The sequence below is a fragment of the Parafrankia soli genome (genome assembly GCF_001854695.1).
GTDB lineage: Bacteria > Actinomycetota > Actinomycetes > Frankiales > Frankiaceae > Parafrankia > Parafrankia soli.
Map to the genome: position 1 here is coordinate 1 of NZ_MAXA01000256.1, position 21,798 is coordinate 21,798.

The following is a 21,798-nucleotide window of genomic DNA, read 5'->3' on the forward strand; positions in this document are numbered from 1 at the left end:
GAGGTAGAGGATCGCGTTGAAGACTTCACGGAGGTCGACGGAGGCGGGTTGGCCGGTGGGCCGGCGGTCGAGCCGGGCCTTCCGCCAGGCGTGCAGAGCCGGGGCGATCAGCTCCCAGCGGGCGTCGGACAGGTCACTGGGGTAGGGCTTGCGGGGGCTGCTCATGTCAGATGCTCCTACCTGCCCGGTGGGCCCTCAACCGCAGGAGCGGACACCGGTCTCCCGGCCGGGAGGGATTTTCCGGGCCATCGCCGAACCAGACGGGCACCGAGCCGCATATCCACGCTCGATGGATGCTGTGATCGCAGTTTCGGGACGCACGGACATGCCCCTACAGGGCGAAAGGCACAAAAGCCGTCGGCATCAAAGGCGACTTATCGTCACCAGGACTACGTAAACATCCAGTCAGGTGTCATCTCGCGTGCTGGTGCCACGATCGCCCTCCTGGGGCCCCGACCCTACTGCCGGACCCGCCTCGGGGTCCGCTGCGCGTCGAGCTGCTCTCGGGGGGACGGTCCAACCTGACGTACCTGATCAGGGGCGGCCGCGACCGGTGGATCCTGCGCCGTCCCCCGCTGGGGCACGTGCTCGCCACCGCCCACGACATGGACCGCGAGTACCGCATGCTCGACGCGCTGCAGCACACCGACGTCCCGGTGCCGAGGCCGCGACTGCGGGCCGGAGCTGAGATCGTCGGAGCGCCCTTCTACGTCATGGACTTCAGCGACGGTGTCGTGCTCCGGGAACGGCGGCAGCTCGAGGCGCTCGCGGGCCGGGTGCCGGCGGCCCTGGCGGAAGCCCTCGTCGACGTCCTCACGCGGTTGCACCGCACGGATTTCGTGGCGGTGGGGCTCGCCGACCTCGGCCGCCCGGACGGCTATCTCGAGCGGCAGCTGCGTCGCTGGGCCGCGCAGTTCGCGGCCTCGCGCAGCCGCGACCTGCCCGAGCTCGTCCGGCTGGGGACGCGCCTGGGGCGGCGGTTGCCGACCCCGCAGACGGCGGCGATCGTCCATGGGGACTACCGCCTGGACAACGTCACCGTCGATCCGGCCGATGGGCGCGTGCTCGCGGTACTCGACTGGGAGATGGCGACGCTGGGCGACCCGCTCACGGATCTCGCCTCCGCGGTGCTCCGGTGGGACGGCATCCGCGGCCTGGACAGCCCGGTCGCGGCGGTGCCGGGAGACGTGCCCGGCTTCCCGGATAGCCAGGTGATCGTCRATTCCTACGCCCGAAGGACCGACCGGGATCTGTCCGACCTTCCGTGGTACCTGGGCTTCGCCTTCTACAAGATCGCGACGATCTTCGAGGGCATCCACTTCCGCCTGCAGCAGGGGCTGACCGTCGGCGACGGGTTCGAGCGGCTGGGCGTCGTGGTTCCCGCGCTGGTCGAGCGTGGACCTAGTCGCTGGTTGGTCAGGTTGGGGCGACTAGTGGGTGGGAGTGACCCACGTGGTCAAGCAGTGCTGCCAGTTCCGGTGGGGGTGGGGCGGTCGACCAGCGGTGCCAGTACAGCTGCAGGCGCGCCCAGGGGCTCAGCCAGCCGCGGACCTGTCGCAGTGTTGCAGCCGCTGCCGGTCCGCGCCGGGGACCAGGGCGGCCAGCTCGGTCAGCGTCTTGTTCCGTTCCCGGGGCAGCAGCAGGCCGATCAGATACTGCCGCAGCGCGGTGCGCTCGGCCACACGACAGAACAGGTCATCGAAATGGCCGCAGAACCGGTCGATCGCCTCCGCCGTCGGCGCGGTCGGCTTGCGAGGAGTGGCCATCGAGCACCTCCCACCGGAACAGCCCCAGCCAGACACCACCAACCGTACGTCCGCCTTCCCCAACCTGACCAACCAGCGACTAGCCGGGCCACGCCCCCGATCACGTCGGCGGCTCAGGCCGAGAGGTGCAACGGGAGCCTCTTCAGACCACGGACGACGACCTGCTCCCGGTAGGCGACAGTGTCCTCGGCCAGCGCGAACGAGCTGGTGCGGCTGATCAGCGCCCGAAAGGCGATCTCCGCTTCGAGGCGGGCGAGGGGCGCGCCGAGACAGTAGTGGATTCCGACACCGAGCCCGAGATGGCGCCGCGTCCGGTCGGACCTGGTGTAGCGAGCCACGAGGAACCGGTCGGGCTCGTCGAACGCCTCCGGATCCCGGTTGGCAGCCCCGATCATCATGATCGCACCGTCACCGCGCGTGAACGGACGTCCGCCGATCTCGGCGTCCGCGAGGACGGTGCGGGCGATGAACTGCACCGGCGGGTCGAACCGAAGCATCTCCTCGACCGCGGGTCCGACGAGGGCTGGATCCGCACGCAGCGCCGCGAGCTGCCCGGGGTTCCGCGTGAGCGCGAGAATCCCGCCGCTGATGAGATTCGCTGTCGTCTCGTAGCCGGCCACCAGCAACAGGGTGCACAGTTCGAGCAGTTCCCGTTCGGCGAGCATGTCACCGCGGTCATGGATGGCGACGAGCCGGCTGAGAAGGTCGTCGCGCGGTTCCTCGCGGCGACGGGCGATCAGGTCGAGAAAGTAGGCGTCGAATTCCACGGCCGCCCGGTTACAGGCCGCCTTCGCCTCATCGGTCAGCAGGTAGTACGGGTCCAGTCCGAGGGTCAGCGCGTCCGCCCACCCCCCGAACTCCTCCTCGTCCGCGGCCGGCACGCCCAGCAGCCGGCTTATCAACCGCAACGGCAGCGGACGCGCGAACGCCGCGACCGCATCGATCTCGCCCCGCTCGATCGCCTCGTCGAGCAGCACGTTCGCGAGGGATGTCACCTGCGGAGCCAGGGCCTCGATGACCGCCGGGGTGAACGCCTTACCCACAAGGCGCCGCAGCCGGGTGTGATCGGGCGGGTCCGCCCGTAGCAGTGAACCGAGGCCGTCGTCCATTCCCGTGCGATAGTTGATCCCGTCGGTGTACCCGTGCCCAACCGCGGGATGCGTGAGTACGGCGGAGGCCTCGGAGAGGCGGGTCACCAGAGTGACCGTGCGGTCGGCGATCTCACCGGGGATGAAGGCGCCGACTTCACGGATCTCCCGATACCGAAGGTAGGGGTCCGCAAGCCGCGTCGCCGTCACCGCGGCGATGATCGCGGCGGTGCCTCCCTCGGATGTGCCGATGCCGTCCACCGTAGTCACTGACCGTCTCCTCCCCGCGCGACGTCGCCGCAGGCGCCGGCGCACCCGCGGCGACCGGACGTTCTCACAGCACGACATACAAAATCGTGTCCGACACGTGTGCGCACGCAAAAAGTCAGCCGCCGCCTCTTGGGGTGACAACTTTCAATCATTCAATCGGTTCTCGTCGAACAGGCTCCGTACCAGGCCGCCGTCGTACTCCGCCGCACTTCTTTTATGCGCGGACAGCGACCGGAGCCCACGGGGTGGGGCCGATCTCAGATCGGTGACGGCGCGGCCGGCGTTTCGGCCGGCGGGCCTGCCACGGGAGCGCGGGGCTGGTAGGCCTCGTCGCGCTGACCGTGACGGCAGCCACCGGTCCCGACCGGCGCCACCGGCACGTCCGGCACGCTGTCCGCGCTCAACGCGGCGAGCACGACCGGGCGGACCGGTCGTTGGAATTCCGTCACGCCCACAGCCAGGGATTTACTGGAACCGGACCGGAAAGCGTTCGATGCCACGCAGGACGAGGTTCTTGCGGTAGGCGAGGTCGTCCGTGAGCAGCGTCATCGTTGTTTCCCTCCGGATGAGTTCCTGCAGCAGGCCTCCATCTCCAGGCGGGCAAGCGGCGCGCCGAGGCAGTAGTGGATGCCCAGACTGAAGGTGAGATGACGCTTCGCGGGTTGCTGGCCCACGTACCGGGTGATATCGAACCGCTCGGCGTCGGGGAACGCCTCCGGGTCCCGGTTGGCCGAGCCGAAGAGCAGAGCGACGCCGTCGCCCGCGCTGAACGTGTGCCCGGCGAGCTCGGTCTACTCGTGGGCGAGGCGGCAACAGTGCCGAATCGCGAGCCGCGTTCCTGGCGTACCGACGAGCGGTGGACCGGCGTGCACGTCGCCCCGGCCGGCGAACAGCGCACAGCGCACAGCCTGATTGCACCATGCCGGGACCGACAGCAACGACTAGACAACACTATGGATCGGCGTGGGATATCGAGAGCTGGATCTGGCTGGTGGCGAGACCGTCATCCCCCTTCCACCCGACCGGCGGGGGGTGATCTTGCGGGAGGGCTGGTTGATGTCGTCGATGAGGTGTCTGATCTGATGGCCCCGGCGTCCATACGGGCTGTGGAGAGGAGACTTCTGAATGGCCGTACCCGATGGCGAGCTTGACCTGCCCGTACCCGTACCGCGGGCAGCACGGTCACGGCCTGTCCGCCCGTGGGAGCAGCCGTGGGTGCCTCCTGGTCCGCCGGTCTCGGCCCAGCTGGCCGGGTTTCTAATCCAGTTCGCGCCGCTGCCTGCGGCCGTGGCGGGCTGGTTCCTTGCCGGGGCGCTGGCTCTCCCGACGGAGGCCGGGGCGGTGGTGGGGTTCGTGGTCCACCAGCTTCTCCAGGGGTTTGTCGTTGTTCCGGCCCTGCTTTGGAAGAGATCAAAGCCGTGCGGCGAGCAGGTGCGCGACCGTGTCGTTGCAACCGGGCGTGCGGCTGGGTGTGACGGTGTCTGTGCGCGGACGCTGGGGAGCCGGCGGGGCCGGGTGCGCGGTGTAGGTGTTCTTCTCATGCCGCCGGGTCGGGTATGGGTGGTGGTGGTGGCGGAGGATCTGGCGGTGACGAACCCGGCGGACCTTGACGCCCTTGTCGCACATCAACTCGCCAGAGCCCGCGCGGCGGCTTACCGCCTCGTCCTACCGCTGATGCTGGTGGTCTGGGTGGCGTTGGTGGTGCTGGCCGGTCAGGTGGCTCCTGACGGCGGGCTCGAGCTCGCCATTCAGACGGCCAGCTCGTCGGTCTGTGGGGGATAGGCGTACGGGTCCGGTCCCCCCTCGGACATCAGGCCCACCCGGATCATCCCGGCTCCACGGGCCGCGGGCCGTGGGCCGCGGCCCAGGCACGCGGGGCCCGGGCCCGTCCTCGGTGCGGTACATCGGTAGCCGGATGCTGAGCGCCGCCCAGACACGAGCCTCGCCGCGATCTGGTGGTTGGTCAGGCCTTCGGCGAGCGGCTGGACGACCTGGCTCCGCCCAGGCGCCGGGCCCTGCCGCAGCTGTGCAACAGACCTGAGGCGCTGATGTCCCGCCGTCAAGGGCGGCATCACGAACACCCGCCGGGAGCCACCCGGTCAATTCCTGCCGGATAATATCCCGGACCGATCATCTGTCTCACGAATGACATCTTCAGCATTGGTGCTCGGCTGTATTCCTCCGGCATCGTGTTACCTGTTGATAGCGGCGGATAGTGCCGTTCATGTAACGGCTTGGGTGAACCTTGCGGAGGTAGGTAATGGGCGGCATGCGGAGGGGCTGGAACGTACGCCGGTCGGTGTGTGGTGGGATTTTCGCATCGGCGTTGGCGGTCGTGGTCGCGGGATGTCAGGAGGGCGTCATCCCGGTCGACCCCGCAGCGCCGCCGCCCGCGGCGGTAGGGTCGGGGGCGACCGGGCCGGCGGCCCCGCCCACGCAGGCCACCGTCGCGCCGGCGAGGATCCTGCGCGCGGGGGACTATGTGCTCACTGCGGGCGAGGAGACCGCGGGCTTCGAGAGCTCGGGCGGCGCTGGCGACGAGAACAGCGACAGCAGCGCGATTCGCGCCCAGGTCGCCGCATGCGTCGGAGTCCCCGACTACAATCCGTCGCCGCCATCGGACGAGACGACGGGCGACACTTTCACCAACACCGAGGAATCTGATTTCCAGGCAATCAGCCGGGCGAAGATTCTTCCTGAGAGCCAGATCCGCCAGAACGCCCAGATCGTGACCAGCCCTGGTTTTGGTGACTGCTACCGCACGGCGTTGGAGGACCAGCTGGCGGGCGAGGACGAGAACGGCTTCACCTACGAGATCGTCGCGGTCGAGACACCGTCCCCGCCACGGGGGGCCACCGCGCTGGTCCGCACCTCGATGGGCATCACGGACGAATACGGCACCTACGGTTACGTCTTCGACACGATCTATTTCTACGTCGGCCAGGTGGCCGTCGAGCTCGACGTCACCAACATCCAGGACGTCCCGCCGCCGATCATCGAACAGGGCCTCATCGACCAGATCGCCGACAAGTTGACCAACCAGTAGCCACCCGGCCGCCGCACAACCGGCCGGGACAGGGAGCCGGCCAAGGACGACTACCTCGTCGTCAGCGCCCCAGATGCAGGTACGGGGCCGCTTTTCCCGCTTCGCGCCTCTACGCGCGCTGGCGCGCTTCCGGCCGAACATCGCTATCTGCCCACGCGCCCTCTCCAGTACGCAACAGCCTGATGTAGGGATTGCGCCAGGTTGCTCACCCCGCACATGCTTACCGAACATGGACTACCGCGTACTCGGCCGCACCGGCGTGCGGGTCTCCCCGCTCTGCCTGGGCGCGATGATGTTCGGGACCTGGGGCAACCAGGACCACGACGACTCAATAAAGATCATTCACAGGGCGTTGGACGCCGGCGTCAACTTCGTCGACACCGCGGACGCCTACTCCGCCGGCGAGTCCGAGGAGATCGTCGGTAAGGCGCTGGCCGGCCGCCGCGACGACGTCGTGCTCGCGACCAAGCTGTACATGCCGATGGGACCGGGGCCCAACCGGCGCGGCCTGTCACGGCGCTGGATCGTCACCGAGGTGGAGAACAGCCTGCGGCGGCTCGGCACCGACTGGATCGACCTCTATCAGGTGCATCGTCCCGACCCGTCGACCGACATCGACGAGACGCTCGGCGCGCTCACCGACCTCGTCCGGGCCGGCAAGATCCGCTACTTCGGCAGCTCGACGTTCCCGGCGCACGAGGTGGTCGAGGCACAGTGGGTGGCCGAGCGCCGCAACCGCGAGCGGTTCGTCACCGAGCAGCCGCCGTACTCGCTGCTCGTCCGTGGGATCGAGGCCGATCTGCTGCCCGTGGCACAGAAGTACGGACTCGGGGTGCTGCCGTGGAGCCCGCTGGCCGGCGGCTTCCTGTCCGGGCGCCACACCCGCGACGGCGGCGAGGTCACGAGCACCCGGATGTCCCGGGTGCCGAACCGGTTCGATCTGTCCGTGCCCGCGAACCAGCGCAAGGTCGAGGCTGCGATCGCGTTCGCCGACCTCGCCGCCGAGGTGGGTGTCACGCTGATCGAGCTGGCGCTGGCGTTCGTGCTGAGCCACCCGGCGGTGACGTCGGCGATCATCGGCCCGCGCACGATGGAGCACCTGGAAAGCCAGCTCACCGGCGGCGCCGTCACCCTGGACGAGGCGACGCTGGACCGGATCGACGAGATCGTCCCGCCTGGCGTCAACGTCAACCCGGAGGACGCCGGTTATGTCCCGCCGTCCCTGGCCCAGCCCGCGCTCCGCCGGCGCTGACCCTCACGTTCGTTCGCGGCGTCCAGAGGTCCGGTCGCCACTCGTGGTTGCCCCGACCTCGGAGTCCACCGTCCGTCGCACACGCATCCTCGGCGGGCTGATCAGCGAATATCGCAACGACGCCTGACACCTCCTGCGGAAGATCGCATCATCCGCAGGAGGCCGGCTCACAGGCCGAATCGGGATTCTGGAGCCCCACAGGGTCGAACGGGGAGCGGCCCCAGGCCGGGCCGGGCTGCAGGTCGACCAGCTGGGCGCCGCGGTCGAGGGTCCGCTCAAGCTCGGCGACCGCGTGGTCGATCTCGAACAGCTGGATGGGCACCGGGACCAGGATCCGGTTCTCGTGGGTGTAGCCCCAGTCCTCCCACAGCCAGTCGTTGAACGCCCGGTTCACCGCGTAGCCGGCCTCGACGTCGCCGCGGCGGAAGGCGCTCTCCCACCCGGTCCCGACCGCGTGGAGAACGGCGACCTCGACGTTCTGCATGTCCATCAGGGTCAGCCGCGGGTCCTTCTTCTCGAAGGCCGGCCGCATCGCGTTGTACCGTTCGACGAGCTGCGCCCGGCTGAGCTGGTCGAGATCCTTCATCGGGTTCAGCTTGTTCAGCATCGCGCCAGGGATGGGAATGCTTCCCTCCATGGCGGGAAGCTCATTGATGTCGACGCCGCCGTGGCCACCCTCGGGCTGCGAGTGGACGCCGAGGGTCCGCCTCTCGTGGTCGAGTTCCTCGTCTTCCTCGTGCTCTTCCTCGGTGAGCATCCGGGGCTCGCCGGGCAGCCAGGCGCGCTCGATCATCTCAGCGGAGAGGTATCGCGACGTGGCGTCGGACGGAGCGTACAGATGATGATCGGCGTCGAATATGCCATAGGAGAGGCTCTGCTCAAGATCCGCGACGTAGATACCGCGCGATCCGAGCTGAGGGGTCTCAGTCAACGGGCCCTCCACGAGTTCGTCATGATCGGAATATTTAAACTCAGTCTAACTCCTGGAGATGTCGGCACGCTACCCTGTCCATCGCGCCCACTTGCTACCCGCCGGCAGGTCCAACGCGTAGACTCCGCCCGTACGCGGGACTGCCCGGCGCCATCCGAGCGCCGGTCAGGAACGCCGCCGTACACGCCGGCATCCCGTTATTGATGGCACCGGGAGCGGGCCTGGCGGTTCATCGGGTAAGGTCTGGCGGCGGCGTTGTCCGACCCGTTGGCAGCCGCAGTGCGGCCGCGGTGGGCAGACGAACTCGCCGCGATTCATCCGGATACGGTGGCGTTATCCGCGGCGGTGGGCGCCTCTCGTGGCCGAGCCTGGCGGAACGCGGCCATCTCGTCGCTGTGGGACTCGACGGTCCCGGCGGCCGTCCGGGTGATGTCGTATGTGTGAATCTCCCGACCGCGCGGCGCATGTTCCGCGGGTGGGTGAGCTCTACCGGTGGGCTACCGCTACATCGCCGACCGCCGGACGGACATGATCGCGACCGGGCGCGCGCACGTCTACGTCCAGGTATGCGAGATCGAGAGGTCCAGGCGACGTTCGAGGTCGCCGACCATCTCGGTCGGCCGGAGTCGGGCAGGATCGGACCCGGGCCCTGGTCGAGGCCAGGAGGACCGGACCATCTCGGCCCGGCCGTGCACCGGAAGGCCCCGGATCAGTCCGGAAGGTTGACGTCGGGGTGCAGCCCGGCCGTCACGATCGCCGCCCGGAGGTGCAGCGCCTGATTCAGCTTCGGCAGCCGTCCGTGAGACCACTTCATGATGCAGTCCACGACCAGCGCCTCGAGAATCTGCGCCATCTCGGACGGGTCGACCCGCTGGGTCACCTCGCCTTTCTCCTGGGCTTTGGCGAACAGCTTCTCGAAGGCTTCCGAGAAGGCCGGGCCGCTGTACGAGGCGTGGATCCGGTGCGGTCTCCGGAACTCGGCGAGCGCGCGGCTGACGGCCGCCGGGGGAGTGCCCTTGATGTTGCGCGCGACGGCGTTCAGCACAGTGCGCAGCGAGTCGTCGAGACTGCGGTCGGAACGGACGCAGCGGTTCGCCGACTCGTTGAGGACGGTGGCTGTCTCGGCGCCCATCTCGAGCAGAATGTCTTCTTTGTGCGCAAAGTGGAAGTAGAAGGTTCCCTTTGTGACCCCGGCCGCCTGGCAGATCTCCTCGACCCGCGTGTCCTCGATACCGGTCTCGAATCCGCGCTCGGTCCACAAATGCAGCGCGGCGCGCACCAGGCGATGCCGGGTCTCCCGGGATCGCTCCTGTAGAAGGCCCGCTCGCCGGCGCGGCTCATTCGAAGTGCTCACCGTGCGGAGTATACCGGTACCATCAGGCCCGGTGGTTCCCCCGCTCGCCCGGGGCCGACCCGTCGCACGGGCGGGCCGGTCCGTGCGACGGGTCACATCACGTGTTTTCAAGCCACCGCCGTGCGTTATGAAGAACCTCACTGAACGGCTTGCCGCGGTCGAAGCTCGGCTCCCGTGGCAGGCCGAGAACGCGCTCGCTGATCGCGTTGCGCTGCATCTCGTTGGAACCGCCGGCGATCGACCAGACCCGGCTGTTCAGATAATCCAGCGCGGCGCGGCGCCCGTCGTCCCCGCGCCAGACAAGAGGCATCCCCTGCCCGATTTCCATGACGAGGCGGGCACGCAGCGGGTCGTGCACGCCCGCCGCGAGCTTCCAGTAGGAGGCGATGCCGGCCGCGGGCTTGTCGCTGGAGCGCAGGAGCCCGGTGATGCGCCGGCCCAGCTCTCCCCGGGCCCAGTCCGCGGTGTGGATCCGGGCGATCGCCTGACGGGCGACCGGATCACCGGCCCGGCCGGCCGCCTGGGCCAGCTCCAGCAGGAACGGGTCGATCTCCGCGGCCTGCGCGGGCGGCATGTTGAGCGGGTCGTCGCGGCCCGCGCCGCGCTCCACGAGCAGCATGGTCTGGGCGACGGTCCAGCCCTGGTCCACCTCGCCGATCACCTCGTCGGCGCTCACCCGGACCTCGTCGAGGAACTCCTGGCAGAACTCGGCGTCCCCGGTGATCTCCCGGATGGGCTGGATGGTGACGCCCACGGCCCGCAGGGGGACCGCGAACCAGGTGAGGCCGCGGTGCTTGGGCGCGTCCCAGTTCGTCCGGGCCAGACACATCCCGTAGTCGGCGTAGGAGGCGCCGCTGGTCCAGATCTTCGATCCGGTGATCAGCCACTCGTCGCCGTCACGGACCGCTCTCGTCGTGATGCCGGCCATGTCCGAGCCCGCGTTCGGCTCGGAGAACAGCTGCACGAACAGTTCGTCCCCGGAGAGGATCCGGGGCAGGTGACGGGCCAGGAACTCCGGTGAGCCGTGCCGGATCAGGGTCTTGCTGACCGGACGGACCGTAGGTCGTGCCGCCGGCGTGGCCCAGCTCCGGCGTGCGGTAGCCCGCGGCCTCCTCGGCGAAGGCCCGCGCGTGCTCGTCGCTCAGCCCCTGGCCGCCGTACTCCCTGGGCCAGTTGATCCCGGCGTAGCCGGCCTCGTGGAGCTTCTTCTGAAGTGCCCGCTCCGGCAGGTAGTCCTCGGCGGTGTGTGAGCCGGAGCCGTCGCCGCGGACGAGGCCGGACTGGCTCGGGTCGCGGGGTTCGAGGTTCGCGGCGAGCCATGTCCGGGCCTGGTGGCGGTAGTCCTCGAGATCGGGCTGGTCAACCATGGCGCCTTCTGTCCTCCGTCGTTCTCTGCAGGCCGGCCAACTGACAGACCCGCTCCCGGTGCCAGGTGGGCGAGCCGTACAACGACGCGTCGGCGGTGAGGCGACGCAGATAGAAGTGGAAGTCGTGCTCCCACGTGTAGGCGATGCCGCCGAAGTGCTGCCAGCAGTTGTGCGCCAGCTCGACCGCGGCGTCCGACACGAAGGCCTTGGTCATGCTCGCCGCGTGCGCCGCCCCGGCACTGTTCTCCTGGACGGCCCGGGCCGCCGCGCTGACGACGGCGTGGCTCATCTCCAGCGCGAGGCTGCTGTCGGCGAGCTGGTGCTTGATCGCCTGGAAGGAGCCGATCGGGCGGCCGAAGGCGATGCGGTCCTTGCAGTACTGCACGGTCAGGTCGAACAGGTACTGCATGGCACCGGCGGTCTCCGCGGCGCTGAGCACGCCGGCGAGTGAGCACCGCCGCCACCGACATCTACTACGACCCGTACGACTTCGCCATCGACCAGAACCCGTACCCGGTCTGGACCCGCATGCGCGAGGAGATGCCGCTGTACTACAACGAGCGCTACGACTTCTACGCACTGTCGCGGTACGCGGACGTCGAGGAGGCGTCGGTCGACTGGCAGACGTACACGTCCTCCAAGGGCATCCTGATGGAGATGGTGAAGGCCGGGATCCCGACCCCGCCCGGCCTCTTCATCGCCGAGGACCCGCCCCAGCACGACATGCACCGGCTGATCCTCAGCCGGGCGGTCACCCCCCGGCGGGTGCAGGTGCTGGAGGCCCGGATCCGGGAGCTGTGCGCGGAGTACCTGGACCCGCTCGTCGGCAGCGGCCGGTTCGACCTGATGCAGGACTTCGCCAGTCACCTGCCGATGCGGGTCATCGGTGCCCTGGTCGGCATCCCCGACGAGTACCTGCTGAACCTTCGTGACCACGTCGAGGAGTCGGCCAGGCTCACCGAGGAGAAGCCGCAGGACGAGCAGCGGCTGCCCAGCATCGGGGAGCCCTACGCGCCGTTCCTGAAGTACCGGAAGGCGAATCCCGCCGACGACTTCCTCACCACCCTGATCCAGGCCCGGTTCACCGACGTGTTCACCAAGGAGGAACGCGGCCTCACCGACGCGGAGATCCTGAACTACGTCGGGATGCTCTACGCGGCCGGTGTCGAGACCACGGCCCGGCTGATCGGGTGGCTCGGCAAGGTGCTGTCCGACAATCCGGCCCAGCGGGCCGAGGTCGTCGCCGACCGGTCCCTCGTCGCGAACACGGTGGAGGAGACACTGCGCTTCGAGGTGCCGTCGCCGATCCAGGTCCGGGTGACGGTCAAGCCGGTCGAGCTGCACGGGCAGACCGTCGAGGAGGGGAAGATCGTCACGCTGCTCACCGGCGCGGCGAACCGTGACCCGCGCGTCTTCCCGGACCCTGACACGTTCGACATCCACCGCAAGATCGACGCGCACCTCACCTTCGGCAAGGGCGTCCACTACTGCTTCGGGGCGGCACTGGCGCGCATCGAGGGCCGGATCGCCCTGGAGGAGTTCCTCGCGCGCTTCTCCAACTGGCACGTGGACATGTCGGAGGCGGAGCTCATCCACACCGCCACCATCCGGGGATTCCACAAGCTGCCCGTCGAGATCTGACGCGCGGCGGAAAGAACCCACGGGGACCGGGAGAAGAAAACCGGAACGGTTCGTCCGGGGTCGGCGGCCGGCCGCTCGTGCTCAGGGACGCGCGCCCGCTGCCGGCCGCCAGCGCTGGCGGCCCAGGCCGGAGCCGTGGGACTTCCCAGCCGGGGAACCCAGCGCTACCCGGGACCGGTCGTTCGTCACCAGGTGCTGCCCGGGTCCGCGTCGCCGGGGTCGTCGTAGCCGGGCGTGAGGTCCTCCGGCTCGTGCGGGTCGTTTCCGTGCAGGTAGTCGTCGTGGGTCTCGTACACGTAGCCGAGCGCGTCCTCGTCGGGGTTGATGACGGTCGTGCCGTCCGGGAACTCGACGTCGAGGTCGTCATCGGGATCGGGCATCGCGTCGTTCCTCTCCTGCGCGGTGGCCGCGCCGCGGGTTCCCGGGAGCGGCGACGGTTCGGGGCCGTCGGGCTCCCGGCTGGTGTAGGCGGTGGCGAACAGGCGCGCCCAGGTGTCGTCTGGTGGCGGGTCGAGGCGCGCGCTGGACAGGACGGCGTCCAGGGCGCGGTCCAGATCGGGGGTGAGCGTCTCCTCCGGGTCGATCTCGGGGTATTCGGGCGGGTCGGTCCAGCCCGCCGTCCCGAGGCCGCCGTCGGCCGGGTCCCCGGGCGGCGGGGACCAGTCGGCGGTCGTGTCGTCGTCGCCCGGCTCGTCGGGGAACAGCCTGCCGATCATCCGGTCAGCCCGCGGGAGCCTCGGCCCGCGCTGCCTGGCCGCGCGGGCGAGCAGTACGGCGAGCAGTACGGACCGCGTCTGCGCGGACGGTCCGGCGGGCTGTCCCGGCGCCCGGCGGTGGCGCGCTCACTGGTGGACGGCGAGCTGGGCGGCCAGGCTGTCCGCCCGGCTGTTCAGCGCGGTGAGGGTGTCGATCTCCCGCTGCACGACGGCGCGTCTGCGGGTGAGCTCCTCCTCGGCGGCCTTCAGGTTCTGCCGGTGTTCGGCCAGTTGCTGTTCGAGGCGCCGGCGGGTCTGTTCCAGCTCGGCGGCGACCCGGCGTTGAATGTCGCTGACGGCACGGTCGAGCGCGTCCTGCAGCGCGGAGGGCACCTCGGTCTGGATCGCCGCGATGACGTCGTTGACGTAGCGGCGGGCGTCACCCCTGGCGCGGACGACCTCCTCCCGGTTCTTGCGCTGGCGGGTGATCAACGCCCAGATACCGAATCCGGCGGCGACGGGGGCGGCGATGCCACCGATCACGAAGGCGGTGGCCTTGGCGAACAGGGCGCCGATGCCGACCGAGGTCACGGCCCGCTCGACCTGGTCGGCCACGCTCGGACCGCCCCCGGTACCGGCCGCGCCGGCAGCCCCGGAGGGCAGGGCGCGCAGCCCGTCGGGCATGGCCAGTTCGACGCCGACTCCGCCGAACCCGTCCGCGTCGAACGTCCGGCCGAGTTCGCGGACGATCTCGGTGATGCGCCGGCGCAGCATGGTTTCCAGGTCCATCCAGATGCCCTGCACGCCGGCTTCCAGGTCGCCGGGCAGCTCACGCAGGACGTCCGCGCCGCCTTCGGCGATCTTCCGGTCGGCCAGGGACCTGAGCTTGTTGACCCGGCGTTGGTATTCGCGGCGGATCTCCCGGTCGAGGGCCTTGACGTCGCCGGTGAGGGTGCCACGCCAGCCCGCGCCCTGGTCGGCCAGGGCCTTGAGTTGCTGCTGGCGGCGGGTGACCTCGGCGACCAGGGTGGGGTCGCGGTTCAGCGAGCGCAGGTCCTCGGCCCGTTCGGCGGCGAGCTGCGCCAGCGGCGGCCGGGTGACGGTGAGCACGTTGGTCAGCCGCAGCGCACCGGCCCGGGCGGCGACCTGGCTGACCAGGGCGGCCTCCAGGGCGGGGAAACCGCTGGAGGCCAGCAGCGTGTCGGCGAGCTGCCCGTCACCGGCGGCACGCTCGGCCGCGGCGTCCAGCTTCTCCCGGCTGGACACCGCGAACCACGGCGCGCCAGTGTAGCGGGGGGCATGGGTCGCGATCAGTGTGCGGTTGCGGTCCAGGACCTGCCGCCATCCTGGATACTTGTCGGTCTGGGTGAGGACGAACAGCACCGTCGCGATCCGCTCGGTGGCCTGTTCGAGGAACCGGCATTCGGACGCGGTCAGCTCGCTGGACCCGTTGACCACGAACACCAGCGCGTCCGCCCGGGCCAGCGTCGCCAGGGTGATCTCGGCGTGGCCGGACACCAGCCCGCCCACCCCCGGGGTGTCGACGACCGCCATGCCCTTGGCCAGCAGCGGGTCGGGCAGGCCGACCTCGACTCCGGTGACACCGCGGCGGCGGGCCTGGCCCGTCAACGGGTCCAGCGCCGCGTACTCGCCGATGTCCGTCAGCGGGATCTCCCGGCCGGTTGGGCTCTCGGCGTCACTGACCCACGCCGTCGGCTCCTCGGCGTACCGCAGCACCAGGTGCACGCTGGTGGCCACGTCCTCGTCGACGGGCAGCAGGCCCCGCCGGCCCACCAGCGCGTTGATCAGGGAGCTCTTGCCGCGTTTCTTCTCTCCCACGACGACCACCGTCGCCGCGCCCGACCGGGTGCGGCCCAGCTCGGCGCGAATCGCCTCCGCGGCCTCCGGACGTCCCATGCCGGCGACGGCGTCGGCCGCCTCCCCGGCCCAGGCCACCACCTCACCCGCGAGAGGGTGCGCCGCCGGATCCGGCTTCGGGCCGGCCGACCCGCCCGGGGCCGCCGATCCACCCGGGGCCGAAGCCTCGCCCGGCACTGTCGCTGTCGCCATCAGACCGCCTCCTCCATCCGGTACACGACCACCTCGGGCCGGCGCAGCAGCCGGCCCCGGTCGGTGAAGCCGCAGAACTCCGTGCTCGCCACGGTCAGATGCCGCGCCGTGTCCGTGGTGATCTCCCGGCCGACCGCGTCGTGGGCCTCCGGGTCGAACCGTTGCCCGTCGACGACGACCGCCTCCACGCCGACCACCGCCAGTCCCCGGCACAGCCGCCGCCACAACGCCGGATTCGCGTCCCGGAGCCGGTCCGACAGCTCGATGCAGGCACCCACCAGCGCCTCACGGTCCGCAGAAGCGGAAGCCGACGACGACTCGACCGGCCCGGGCGGCTCAACCGGCACGGCCGGCTGAGGCGGCTCGACCGGCCCGCGTGGCTCCGCGGCGGCTTCCAGCCCGTCGCGCCGTCGGGCGCCGGCCCACCTGGCTCCGGCGGCGCCGACGGCGAGGCCCACCGCGGCGCCCCCCAGGGCGGCGCCCCCCAGGGCGGCGATCACCATGTCCACCTCGCCATGGACCGATCCCTCCTCGTGGCCGTGGCCGTGTGCGGTGATGGGACGACGCCCGGCGCGCGAATGTTCCGCACCGAACCGGAAAAACACCGGAGAATCCCCGCGGGCCCGGTCAGGCCGGAGCGGTGGCCTGGGTGTAGATCGCCTGGCACAGGTCGATCGCGGCGCGGATCACCCGGCGTTCCAGGGCCCGGGTCGGGGATGACTCGCGGGTGCGCCAGCGGTCGAGCGCGGCCTCGGCGGCTCCCGCCACCTCGGCTCCCGCCACCTCGGCTCCCGCCGCTGCGGGCGGGCAGCCGACCATGGCCGCGAGGTCGCTGCCGGTGGCGAGCGCGAGCAGTTCGTCGGCGGCCGTCTCGTCCGCCGCCAGCCGGCCGCCGGCCGCGGTGCCCGCCGCGCCGGCCAGCGCGGCCAGGGCCGCGGCGGCCTCGATCTGCAGCAGCAGCGGATGCCGCCGCAGCTGGGCCAGTTCCTCCCGGACCCGGTCGAGTACCTGACGCCCGTCGGCGGATGGCGCGGCGCCGTGGCTCATCGCCAGCTCCAACCGCCCCAACGCGGTCTGGGCCCGCAGCCGGTCCGCGCCGGCGACGAAATGCCGGTCGACGTGGTCGAGCACCGGCCTGATCCCGGACAGCTCCTCCATCGTGTCGAGCAGTGCCCTGGTGCCACGCGCGCCGCTGTCGATCGCGGCCAGCAGGTGCGTCAGCCCGTAGACGCCGAGCATGTCCAGGAGACGCTGTCGCTCTGCCTCGTCGAGCGGTCCGCCGTCCCAGGTCAGGAAGGATTCCGCCTTGTAGAGGGCGCGGCGCGCCGCGGCCCGGTCGGAGTCCGCGAGGCGCAGCAGCCGCCGGGTGTCGGCTTCGGTGAACTCGTCACCGAACGCCGTCTCGGCGAGCAGGCCGACCACCGGGATCACATCGGCGAGCAGGCCCCGCAACTGCCCGGCGCTGCGCGCGGCGACCCGACGGGCCCCCGGCCAGACGTCGTCCGGTCGTTCCCCGAGCAGGTCGATCTGGCTGAGCACACCGAGCACCGTCGCCGCGCTCAGCCGGGCGGCGCCGGCGGCGGCACGCAGCTCGGTGAGCACCTGGCGGTCCTGCAGGCTCGGGTGCGGCATGAGATACAGCAGCGCGTCCGCGTCGGCGAGCGCGGCCAGCGAACTGTCGTCCAGGCCGGTCAGCGAGCCGAGACCGGGTGTGTCGACGATGATGTGCCGCTCCGCCAGCCGCTTGTTCGGCACCTCCACCGTCACCGAGGCGACCCGCCGGGCCAGCTCGGCCGCAACCTCCTGATCCCCCTCGCGGTCCGGGGGCGCCGTCGTCCGATCGTCCATCCGGCGCAGGTCCGCGGGGATGCGCCCACCCGGGCCGGCCGGGAGGTAGTACGGCGCCCCGTCGCGCGGCCGGACCAGGATCCGACTCTGATAGTGATCACGGAACCAGGCGACGACCATGGTCGTCTCGGTGCCGTTCGTCGCCGCCAGCCGCTGCCCCAGCAGCGCGTTGACCAGCGTCGACTTCCCGGCCTTCAGTTTGCCGCCGACCGCGATCCGCGGTGTGCGCTCCGCCAGCCGGTCCCGGATCGCGACGACCTCGTCCCGCGCGGGCCCCGGCCCGAACACTCCCTCCACGTCGACGCACATCGCCCGTACCCGGTCACACAAGGGGCCCGCGGACATCGCCGTTCCTTTCTGCCCGGCGCTTTTCAGCGTCTCCTCGGCTTTTCTGCGACTCGTCTCGCCGGAATCCTCATCGGTCGCCGCCGGTGGCACCGGCGCCAGGCAGGCCGAGCAGCTCGGCCAGGGCCCGCCGTCCCCGGGAGATCTGCGACTTCACCGTCTGGACCGGGATGCCCCGGATCTCGGCGATCTCCTGGTAGGACAGGCCGCAGTACTCCCGCAGCACGATCGCGGCGCGGAACTGCGGCGGCAGCCGCGCGACCGCCCGGTCGAGATCCAACCGGTCGGCGAGCCGGTCGGACAGCGACGGGCCGGAATCCGCGGGTTCCGGCAGTGTCGCGGCCGGGTCGGGACGCCGCGACCGCCGGCGCACCTCGTCGATGGCCGCGTTCGTCGCCACCCGGTACAGCCAGGTCGACACCCGCGACCGGCCCTCGAACTCCCCGATCCGCCGCCACAGGATGATCAGCGTGTCCTGCAGCGCGTCCAACGCGTCCTGGTCATCGCAGGTGATCCGTCGACAGATCCCGTACAGGCCGGCCTGATGCCGCCGGACGAGCGTCTCGAACGCCCGGCGATCCCCGTCGGCCGCCCGGGCGGCGAGATCCGCGTCGTCATCGTGCATGGGCTCCGCCGCATCCACGAACCCTGCCGCATGCGACTGGACCGCCGGCCATCATGCCCCCCACCAGACAACCTGACTTACCGCGCGGATCACACCGTAAGCCCCGTCGGGACATCCCGGACCATGGCCGACGGCACCCGTCGAGAATTTGTCCGGAACACCAGGAACATCAGCCGCGGCCGGACCGTCCAACAGCGGACCCACCAGCAACGACCACCGAGCGGGGTCCTGAAACGCTCGACGACCACCGATCCTTGGGAGGCGCGTTCATGCCCGGCTGGTCCCTGGCCATCGACTTCGGCACCACCTTCACCGCCGCCGCCACCGCGGCTGACGGCGCAGCCCCGGAGCCGGTGGAGATCGACGGCAGCCGGTCCCTGCCCTCGGTGGTCTGCCTCGACGACGACGGGCAGGTCCTCACCGGCCGGGTGGCGGCCAGCCAGGCCGCGGTGTTCCCGGAACGCGCCGAACGGCTACCGAAGCGCGCGTTGGCCGCGGCGGACACGGTGCGGCTCGGTGGGCGCGACACCTCCACCGTCGAACTGGTCGCCGCTGTGCTGGCCCGGATCACACGGGAGGCGACCCGGCGGTTCGACGGCCAGGCACCGGCCACGGTCGTGCTCACGCACCCGGCCGGCTGGGGCACACGGGAGATCGCCCGGCTGGGCCAGGCGGCCGCGCTCGCCGGGCTGCCCACACCCCGGTTCCTCCCCGAACCCGTGGCGGCCGCCGTCTACTACACCGCCGCGGCGACCGAGACCGGCGTTCCGCTCGACGGCCACGCGGCCGTCTACGACCTGGGCGGCGGCACCTTCGACGCCGCGGTGCTGCGCCGCACCGCCGACGGCTACGAGGTCCGCGGCACCGGTGGCGACCCGCACTTCGGCGGCGAGGACATCGACACCCTGCTCCTCGACCTCGTCGCCACGCACCTCCCGGCGGACGCCCGGGACACCTGGGACGAGCTGTGGGCCGGCGAGAGCCGACGCGCCCGCCGGGCCCAGACGAAGATCCGCGAGGAGATCGTCAGGGCCAAGCACGAGCTGTCCGAACGGCCCACCCACACCGTCTATGTCGACGAGTACGTCGACGGGGTCGACGACGGCATCCGCGTCACCCGCGCCGAGCTCGACGAAGCCATCGCCCAGCCACTGGCGGACACCACCGTCGAACTGCTGCGCACCATCCACACCGCCGGCCTCGACCCGTCCRCCCTCAGCTGCGTCTACCTCACCGGCGGAGCCACCCGCACACCCCGCATCACCACCGCCGTCACCACCGCCCTCGGCCGACTCCCCACCACCAGCGGCGACCCCAAACTCGTCGTCGCCCTCGGCGCACTGACCACCCCTCCGAAGGCTGCCGCCCCGTCCGCAGGCAGGACCGGGCAGGACAGGGCCAGGAGGACGACTCCTCCCATGAAAGTCACCCACAGGATCAGACACACCTTCACCGGCCATGACGACGTTCATGTCACCGGCTGCACCTTCTCCCCAGACGGTCGCCTTCTCGCCACCGCGGGCGAGGACAACACCATCCGACTCTGGGATATCAACAGCGGACGCAACACAACCGTAATTCCGAGCCGGACGAGCAACCTTGACTCGTATGGCATTCTTTTCACCGCAAGCGCCTTTTCCCCCGACGGCAGGCTGCTTGCCGCACTCGGCGGTAAGGGGCGGAGCGCCCGAATATGGGATGTCTCGACGGGCCTTTCCCTGGCCAAGATCTCCCTCCATGAGGAGGAACCCATATGCGTGTGCTGCTTTTCTCCCCGAGGCCGGATACTGGCCGTCTCCTATGACGACCAGACGATCCAGTTGTGGGATTCTTCCGCCGGCCGAGCGACCAGCGTACTGAGCGGCCACACCGGGTGGGTCCGCCACTGCGCCTTCTCACCGGACGGCAGGATCCTCGCCACGGCAAGCGACGACTCCACCGTCCGGCTGTGGGACGTCTCGACCGGCCACACCGTAGACACCCTCAGTGGTCACACCGGATGGGTCACGTACTGCACGTTCTCACCCGACGGCCTCCTTCTGGCCACCCTGGGCGAGGACCGCGTGGTCCGGCTGTGGGACGTCGCCACCGGCCAGACGGCGGCCACGCTCGCCGACCACGCGGGATGGGTCGGTGACTGTGCCTTCTCCCCGGACGGTMAGATCGTCGCGACGGTTTCCGGCGACGGCAAGGTTCTCCTGTGGGACGTGGCGAGCGGAGAGGCTTCCGCTGTCCTGGGCGGCCACACCGACAGCATCACCAGCTGCGATTTCTCTCCGGACGGTCGGCTGCTCGCGACCGCCGGCAAGGACATGACGGTACGACTGTGGGACGTCACGACCGGCGACAGCGTCGCTGTTCTCACCGGACATCAGAAGGCAGTCAACAATTGCACCTTCGCCCCTGACGGCCGACTGCTTGCCACCAGCAGCGACGACTGCACCGCTCGCCTGTGGGAAATAACCTACAGAGAAATAACCTACAGATAGGAGATCAGCCGAAGGGCGAGCTCCCGAGAACGGCCTCAGGGCTCACCGCCCCAGGACCACCCCCCTGAGGTCTGCCGCCAGCGACGAGCAGGATCGCCAGGAACGCCGTGTCGACCCGCCGCTCGCCGGGGCCGGGCGCGAGCGGCGCGCGTGCCCGGTCATGATGAGTGCCATCCGATGAAAAACGGGATGCGGGACCGGGAGTCTTCATGGCATGGTTCCGCGCATGGGAGCGGACGATACGGAGAACCTCGACGGCGTCGATCCGGCGCAGTACGGGGACCGGATAGCCGACGTGTACGACGAATGGTTTCCCGGTGCCACCGCGGGCCGGGCGGAACCCGAGGCGATGGCGGAGGTCCTGGCTGGTCTCGCCGGTTCCGGGCCCGCTCTCGAGCTGGGGATCGGCACCGGTCGCGTCGCGCTTCCGCTCGCCGCGCGCGGAGTTCCGGTATCAGGCATCGACGCGTCCGGGAGAATGGTCGCGTGGATGCGGGCGAAGCCGGGTGGCGACACCGTCCCGGTGGCCATCGGTGATTTCGTGGACGTGGCTGCGCCGGGCGGGCCGTTCAGCGTCGTCTACGTCGTGTTCAACACGTTCTTCGTGTTACTGAGTCAGGATGACCAGGTCCGCTGTTTCGCCAACGTGGCGCGCCGGCTCCGGCCGGGCGGTGTCTTCGTCATGGAGGCATTCAGGCCGGATCTCACCCTGTTCGACCGCGGTCAGCGGGTGAACGTGGACGCGCTCGACGGTGACGAGTTCCGGTTGAGCGCGGCGGTCCACGACCCGGCCGCGCAGCGGGTCCGGAGCCGGACTGTCTCGGTCACCGAGGGCGGGGTCAGGATCTACCCGGTCGAACTGCGGTACGCGTGGCCGTCCGAGCTGGACCTGATGGCGCGCCTGGCCGGGATGACGCTGGTCAGCCGGCACGCCGGCTGGCGCGAGGAGCCGTTCACCGCGGGCAGCCTCACCCATGTCTCGGTCTGGCAGGTCGCTGGCGGCTGACCGCC

Annotated in this window: 19 protein-coding genes and 2 pseudogenes; 7 read left to right on the plus strand and 14 right to left on the minus strand. The window is 70.3% G+C overall.

Annotated elements, in window-relative coordinates; translation table 11 throughout:
- On the minus strand, positions 1 to 165 hold a 165-nt coding region (locus BBK14_RS29290; RefSeq protein ID WP_131802454.1), incomplete at its 3' end, for a transposase.
- Between the two features lie 332 nt (positions 166 to 497).
- On the opposite strand from BBK14_RS29290, the pseudogene BBK14_RS43040 reads away from it, so the two are divergent.
- A pseudogene (locus tag BBK14_RS43040) lies at positions 498 to 1,130 on the plus strand (phosphotransferase family protein); the annotation flags it as partial.
- 429 nt (positions 1,131 to 1,559) lie between these two features.
- Here BBK14_RS43040 and BBK14_RS42480 read toward each other — a convergent pair.
- The 3 genes and pseudogenes from BBK14_RS42480 to BBK14_RS40850 form a co-directional block, all read right to left on the minus strand.
- Positions 1,560 to 1,766 (minus strand): annotated as a pseudogene (locus BBK14_RS42480) (IS701 family transposase); the annotation flags it as partial.
- A 113-nt stretch (positions 1,767 to 1,879) separates the two neighbouring features.
- Positions 1,880 to 3,124, minus strand: a complete 1,245-nt coding sequence (locus BBK14_RS29300) for a cytochrome P450 (protein ID WP_071066427.1) — start codon at positions 3,122 to 3,124, stop codon at positions 1,880 to 1,882.
- A gap of 545 nt (positions 3,125 to 3,669) precedes the next feature.
- A complete protein-coding gene (locus BBK14_RS40850; RefSeq protein ID WP_241831945.1) occupies positions 3,670 to 3,870 on the minus strand; it encodes a cytochrome P450 in 201 nt (66 codons plus the stop codon).
- Between the two features lie 823 nt (positions 3,871 to 4,693).
- On the opposite strand from BBK14_RS40850, the gene BBK14_RS37905 reads away from it, so the two are divergent.
- From BBK14_RS37905 to BBK14_RS29320, 3 genes are all read left to right on the plus strand, one after another.
- Positions 4,694 to 4,906 carry a hypothetical protein gene (locus BBK14_RS37905; RefSeq protein ID WP_131802455.1) on the plus strand — a complete coding sequence of 71 codons (213 nt, stop codon included), beginning with the start codon at positions 4,694 to 4,696 and terminating at the stop codon, positions 4,904 to 4,906.
- 478 nt (positions 4,907 to 5,384) lie between these two features.
- A complete protein-coding gene (locus BBK14_RS29315; RefSeq protein ID WP_071066430.1) occupies positions 5,385 to 6,170 on the plus strand; it encodes a hypothetical protein in 786 nt (261 codons plus the stop codon).
- Positions 6,171 to 6,399: 229 nt separating this feature from the next.
- A complete protein-coding gene (locus tag BBK14_RS29320) occupies positions 6,400 to 7,422 on the plus strand; it encodes an aldo/keto reductase (RefSeq protein ID WP_071066431.1) in 1,023 nt (340 codons plus the stop codon).
- Between the two features lie 148 nt (positions 7,423 to 7,570).
- Here the strand turns inward: BBK14_RS29320 and BBK14_RS29325 are convergent, their stop codons facing one another.
- The 5 genes from BBK14_RS29325 to BBK14_RS29340 form a co-directional block, all read right to left on the minus strand.
- Entirely contained in the window at positions 7,571 to 8,353 is a 783-nt protein-coding gene (locus BBK14_RS29325) for an amidohydrolase family protein (RefSeq protein ID WP_241831936.1), read from the minus strand.
- 709 nt (positions 8,354 to 9,062) lie between these two features.
- Positions 9,063 to 9,632, minus strand: coding sequence for a TetR/AcrR family transcriptional regulator (locus BBK14_RS29330; protein WP_241831937.1), 570 nt, complete (start codon positions 9,630 to 9,632; stop codon positions 9,063 to 9,065).
- A 172-nt stretch (positions 9,633 to 9,804) separates the two neighbouring features.
- Entirely contained in the window at positions 9,805 to 10,671 is an 867-nt protein-coding gene (locus BBK14_RS29335) for an acyl-CoA dehydrogenase family protein (RefSeq protein WP_241831938.1), read from the minus strand.
- Positions 10,604 to 11,074, minus strand: coding sequence for an acyl-CoA dehydrogenase family protein (locus BBK14_RS40855; protein WP_241831939.1), 471 nt, complete (start codon positions 11,072 to 11,074; stop codon positions 10,604 to 10,606). Before BBK14_RS40855 ends, BBK14_RS29335 begins: the two co-directional genes overlap by 68 nt.
- Positions 11,067 to 11,513 (minus strand): acyl-CoA dehydrogenase family protein, encoded by a 447-nt coding sequence (locus tag BBK14_RS29340; RefSeq protein WP_241831940.1) that lies wholly within the window; start codon positions 11,511 to 11,513, stop codon positions 11,067 to 11,069. Before BBK14_RS29340 ends, BBK14_RS40855 begins: the two co-directional genes overlap by 8 nt.
- Before the next feature lie 8 nt (positions 11,514 to 11,521).
- On the opposite strand from BBK14_RS29340, the gene BBK14_RS29345 reads away from it, so the two are divergent.
- Positions 11,522 to 12,715 carry a cytochrome P450 gene (locus BBK14_RS29345; RefSeq protein ID WP_071066433.1) on the plus strand — a complete coding sequence of 398 codons (1,194 nt, stop codon included), beginning with the start codon at positions 11,522 to 11,524 and terminating at the stop codon, positions 12,713 to 12,715.
- 185 nt (positions 12,716 to 12,900) lie between these two features.
- Here BBK14_RS29345 and BBK14_RS29350 read toward each other — a convergent pair whose 3' ends face one another.
- The 5 genes from BBK14_RS29350 to BBK14_RS29370 all read right to left on the minus strand — a co-directional run bounded on the left by BBK14_RS29350 (position 12,901) and on the right by BBK14_RS29370 (position 18,298).
- A complete protein-coding gene (locus tag BBK14_RS29350; RefSeq protein ID WP_071066434.1) occupies positions 12,901 to 13,431 on the minus strand; it encodes a hypothetical protein in 531 nt (176 codons plus the stop codon).
- Between the two features lie 126 nt (positions 13,432 to 13,557).
- Positions 13,558 to 15,480 (minus strand): dynamin family protein, encoded by a 1,923-nt coding sequence (locus BBK14_RS29355; RefSeq protein WP_071066435.1) that lies wholly within the window; start codon positions 15,478 to 15,480, stop codon positions 13,558 to 13,560.
- Positions 15,480 to 15,983, minus strand: coding sequence for a nucleotide exchange factor GrpE (gene grpE, locus BBK14_RS36120; protein ID WP_131802456.1), 504 nt, complete (start codon positions 15,981 to 15,983; stop codon positions 15,480 to 15,482). The genes BBK14_RS29355 and grpE overlap by 1 nt, the downstream gene beginning before the upstream one ends.
- A gap of 124 nt (positions 15,984 to 16,107) precedes the next feature.
- The gene (locus BBK14_RS29365) at positions 16,108 to 17,673 is read right to left on the minus strand and encodes a dynamin family protein (protein WP_071066436.1); all 1,566 of its coding nucleotides are present in this window, start codon (positions 17,671 to 17,673) and stop codon (positions 16,108 to 16,110) included.
- A gap of 70 nt (positions 17,674 to 17,743) precedes the next feature.
- Positions 17,744 to 18,298, minus strand: a complete 555-nt coding sequence (locus BBK14_RS29370; protein WP_071066437.1) for an RNA polymerase sigma factor — start codon at positions 18,296 to 18,298, stop codon at positions 17,744 to 17,746.
- Positions 18,299 to 18,567: 269 nt separating this feature from the next.
- Here BBK14_RS29370 and BBK14_RS29375 point away from each other — a divergent pair, with 269 nt between their 5' ends.
- Both BBK14_RS29375 and BBK14_RS29380 read left to right on the plus strand, forming a co-directional pair.
- Positions 18,568 to 20,787 (plus strand): Hsp70 family protein, encoded by a 2,220-nt coding sequence (locus tag BBK14_RS29375; protein WP_071066438.1) that lies wholly within the window; start codon positions 18,568 to 18,570, stop codon positions 20,785 to 20,787.
- Positions 20,788 to 21,013: 226 nt separating this feature from the next.
- Entirely contained in the window at positions 21,014 to 21,793 is a 780-nt protein-coding gene (locus tag BBK14_RS29380; RefSeq protein ID WP_071066439.1) for a class I SAM-dependent DNA methyltransferase, read from the plus strand.
- The last annotated feature ends 5 nt before the right edge of the window (positions 21,794 to 21,798 follow it).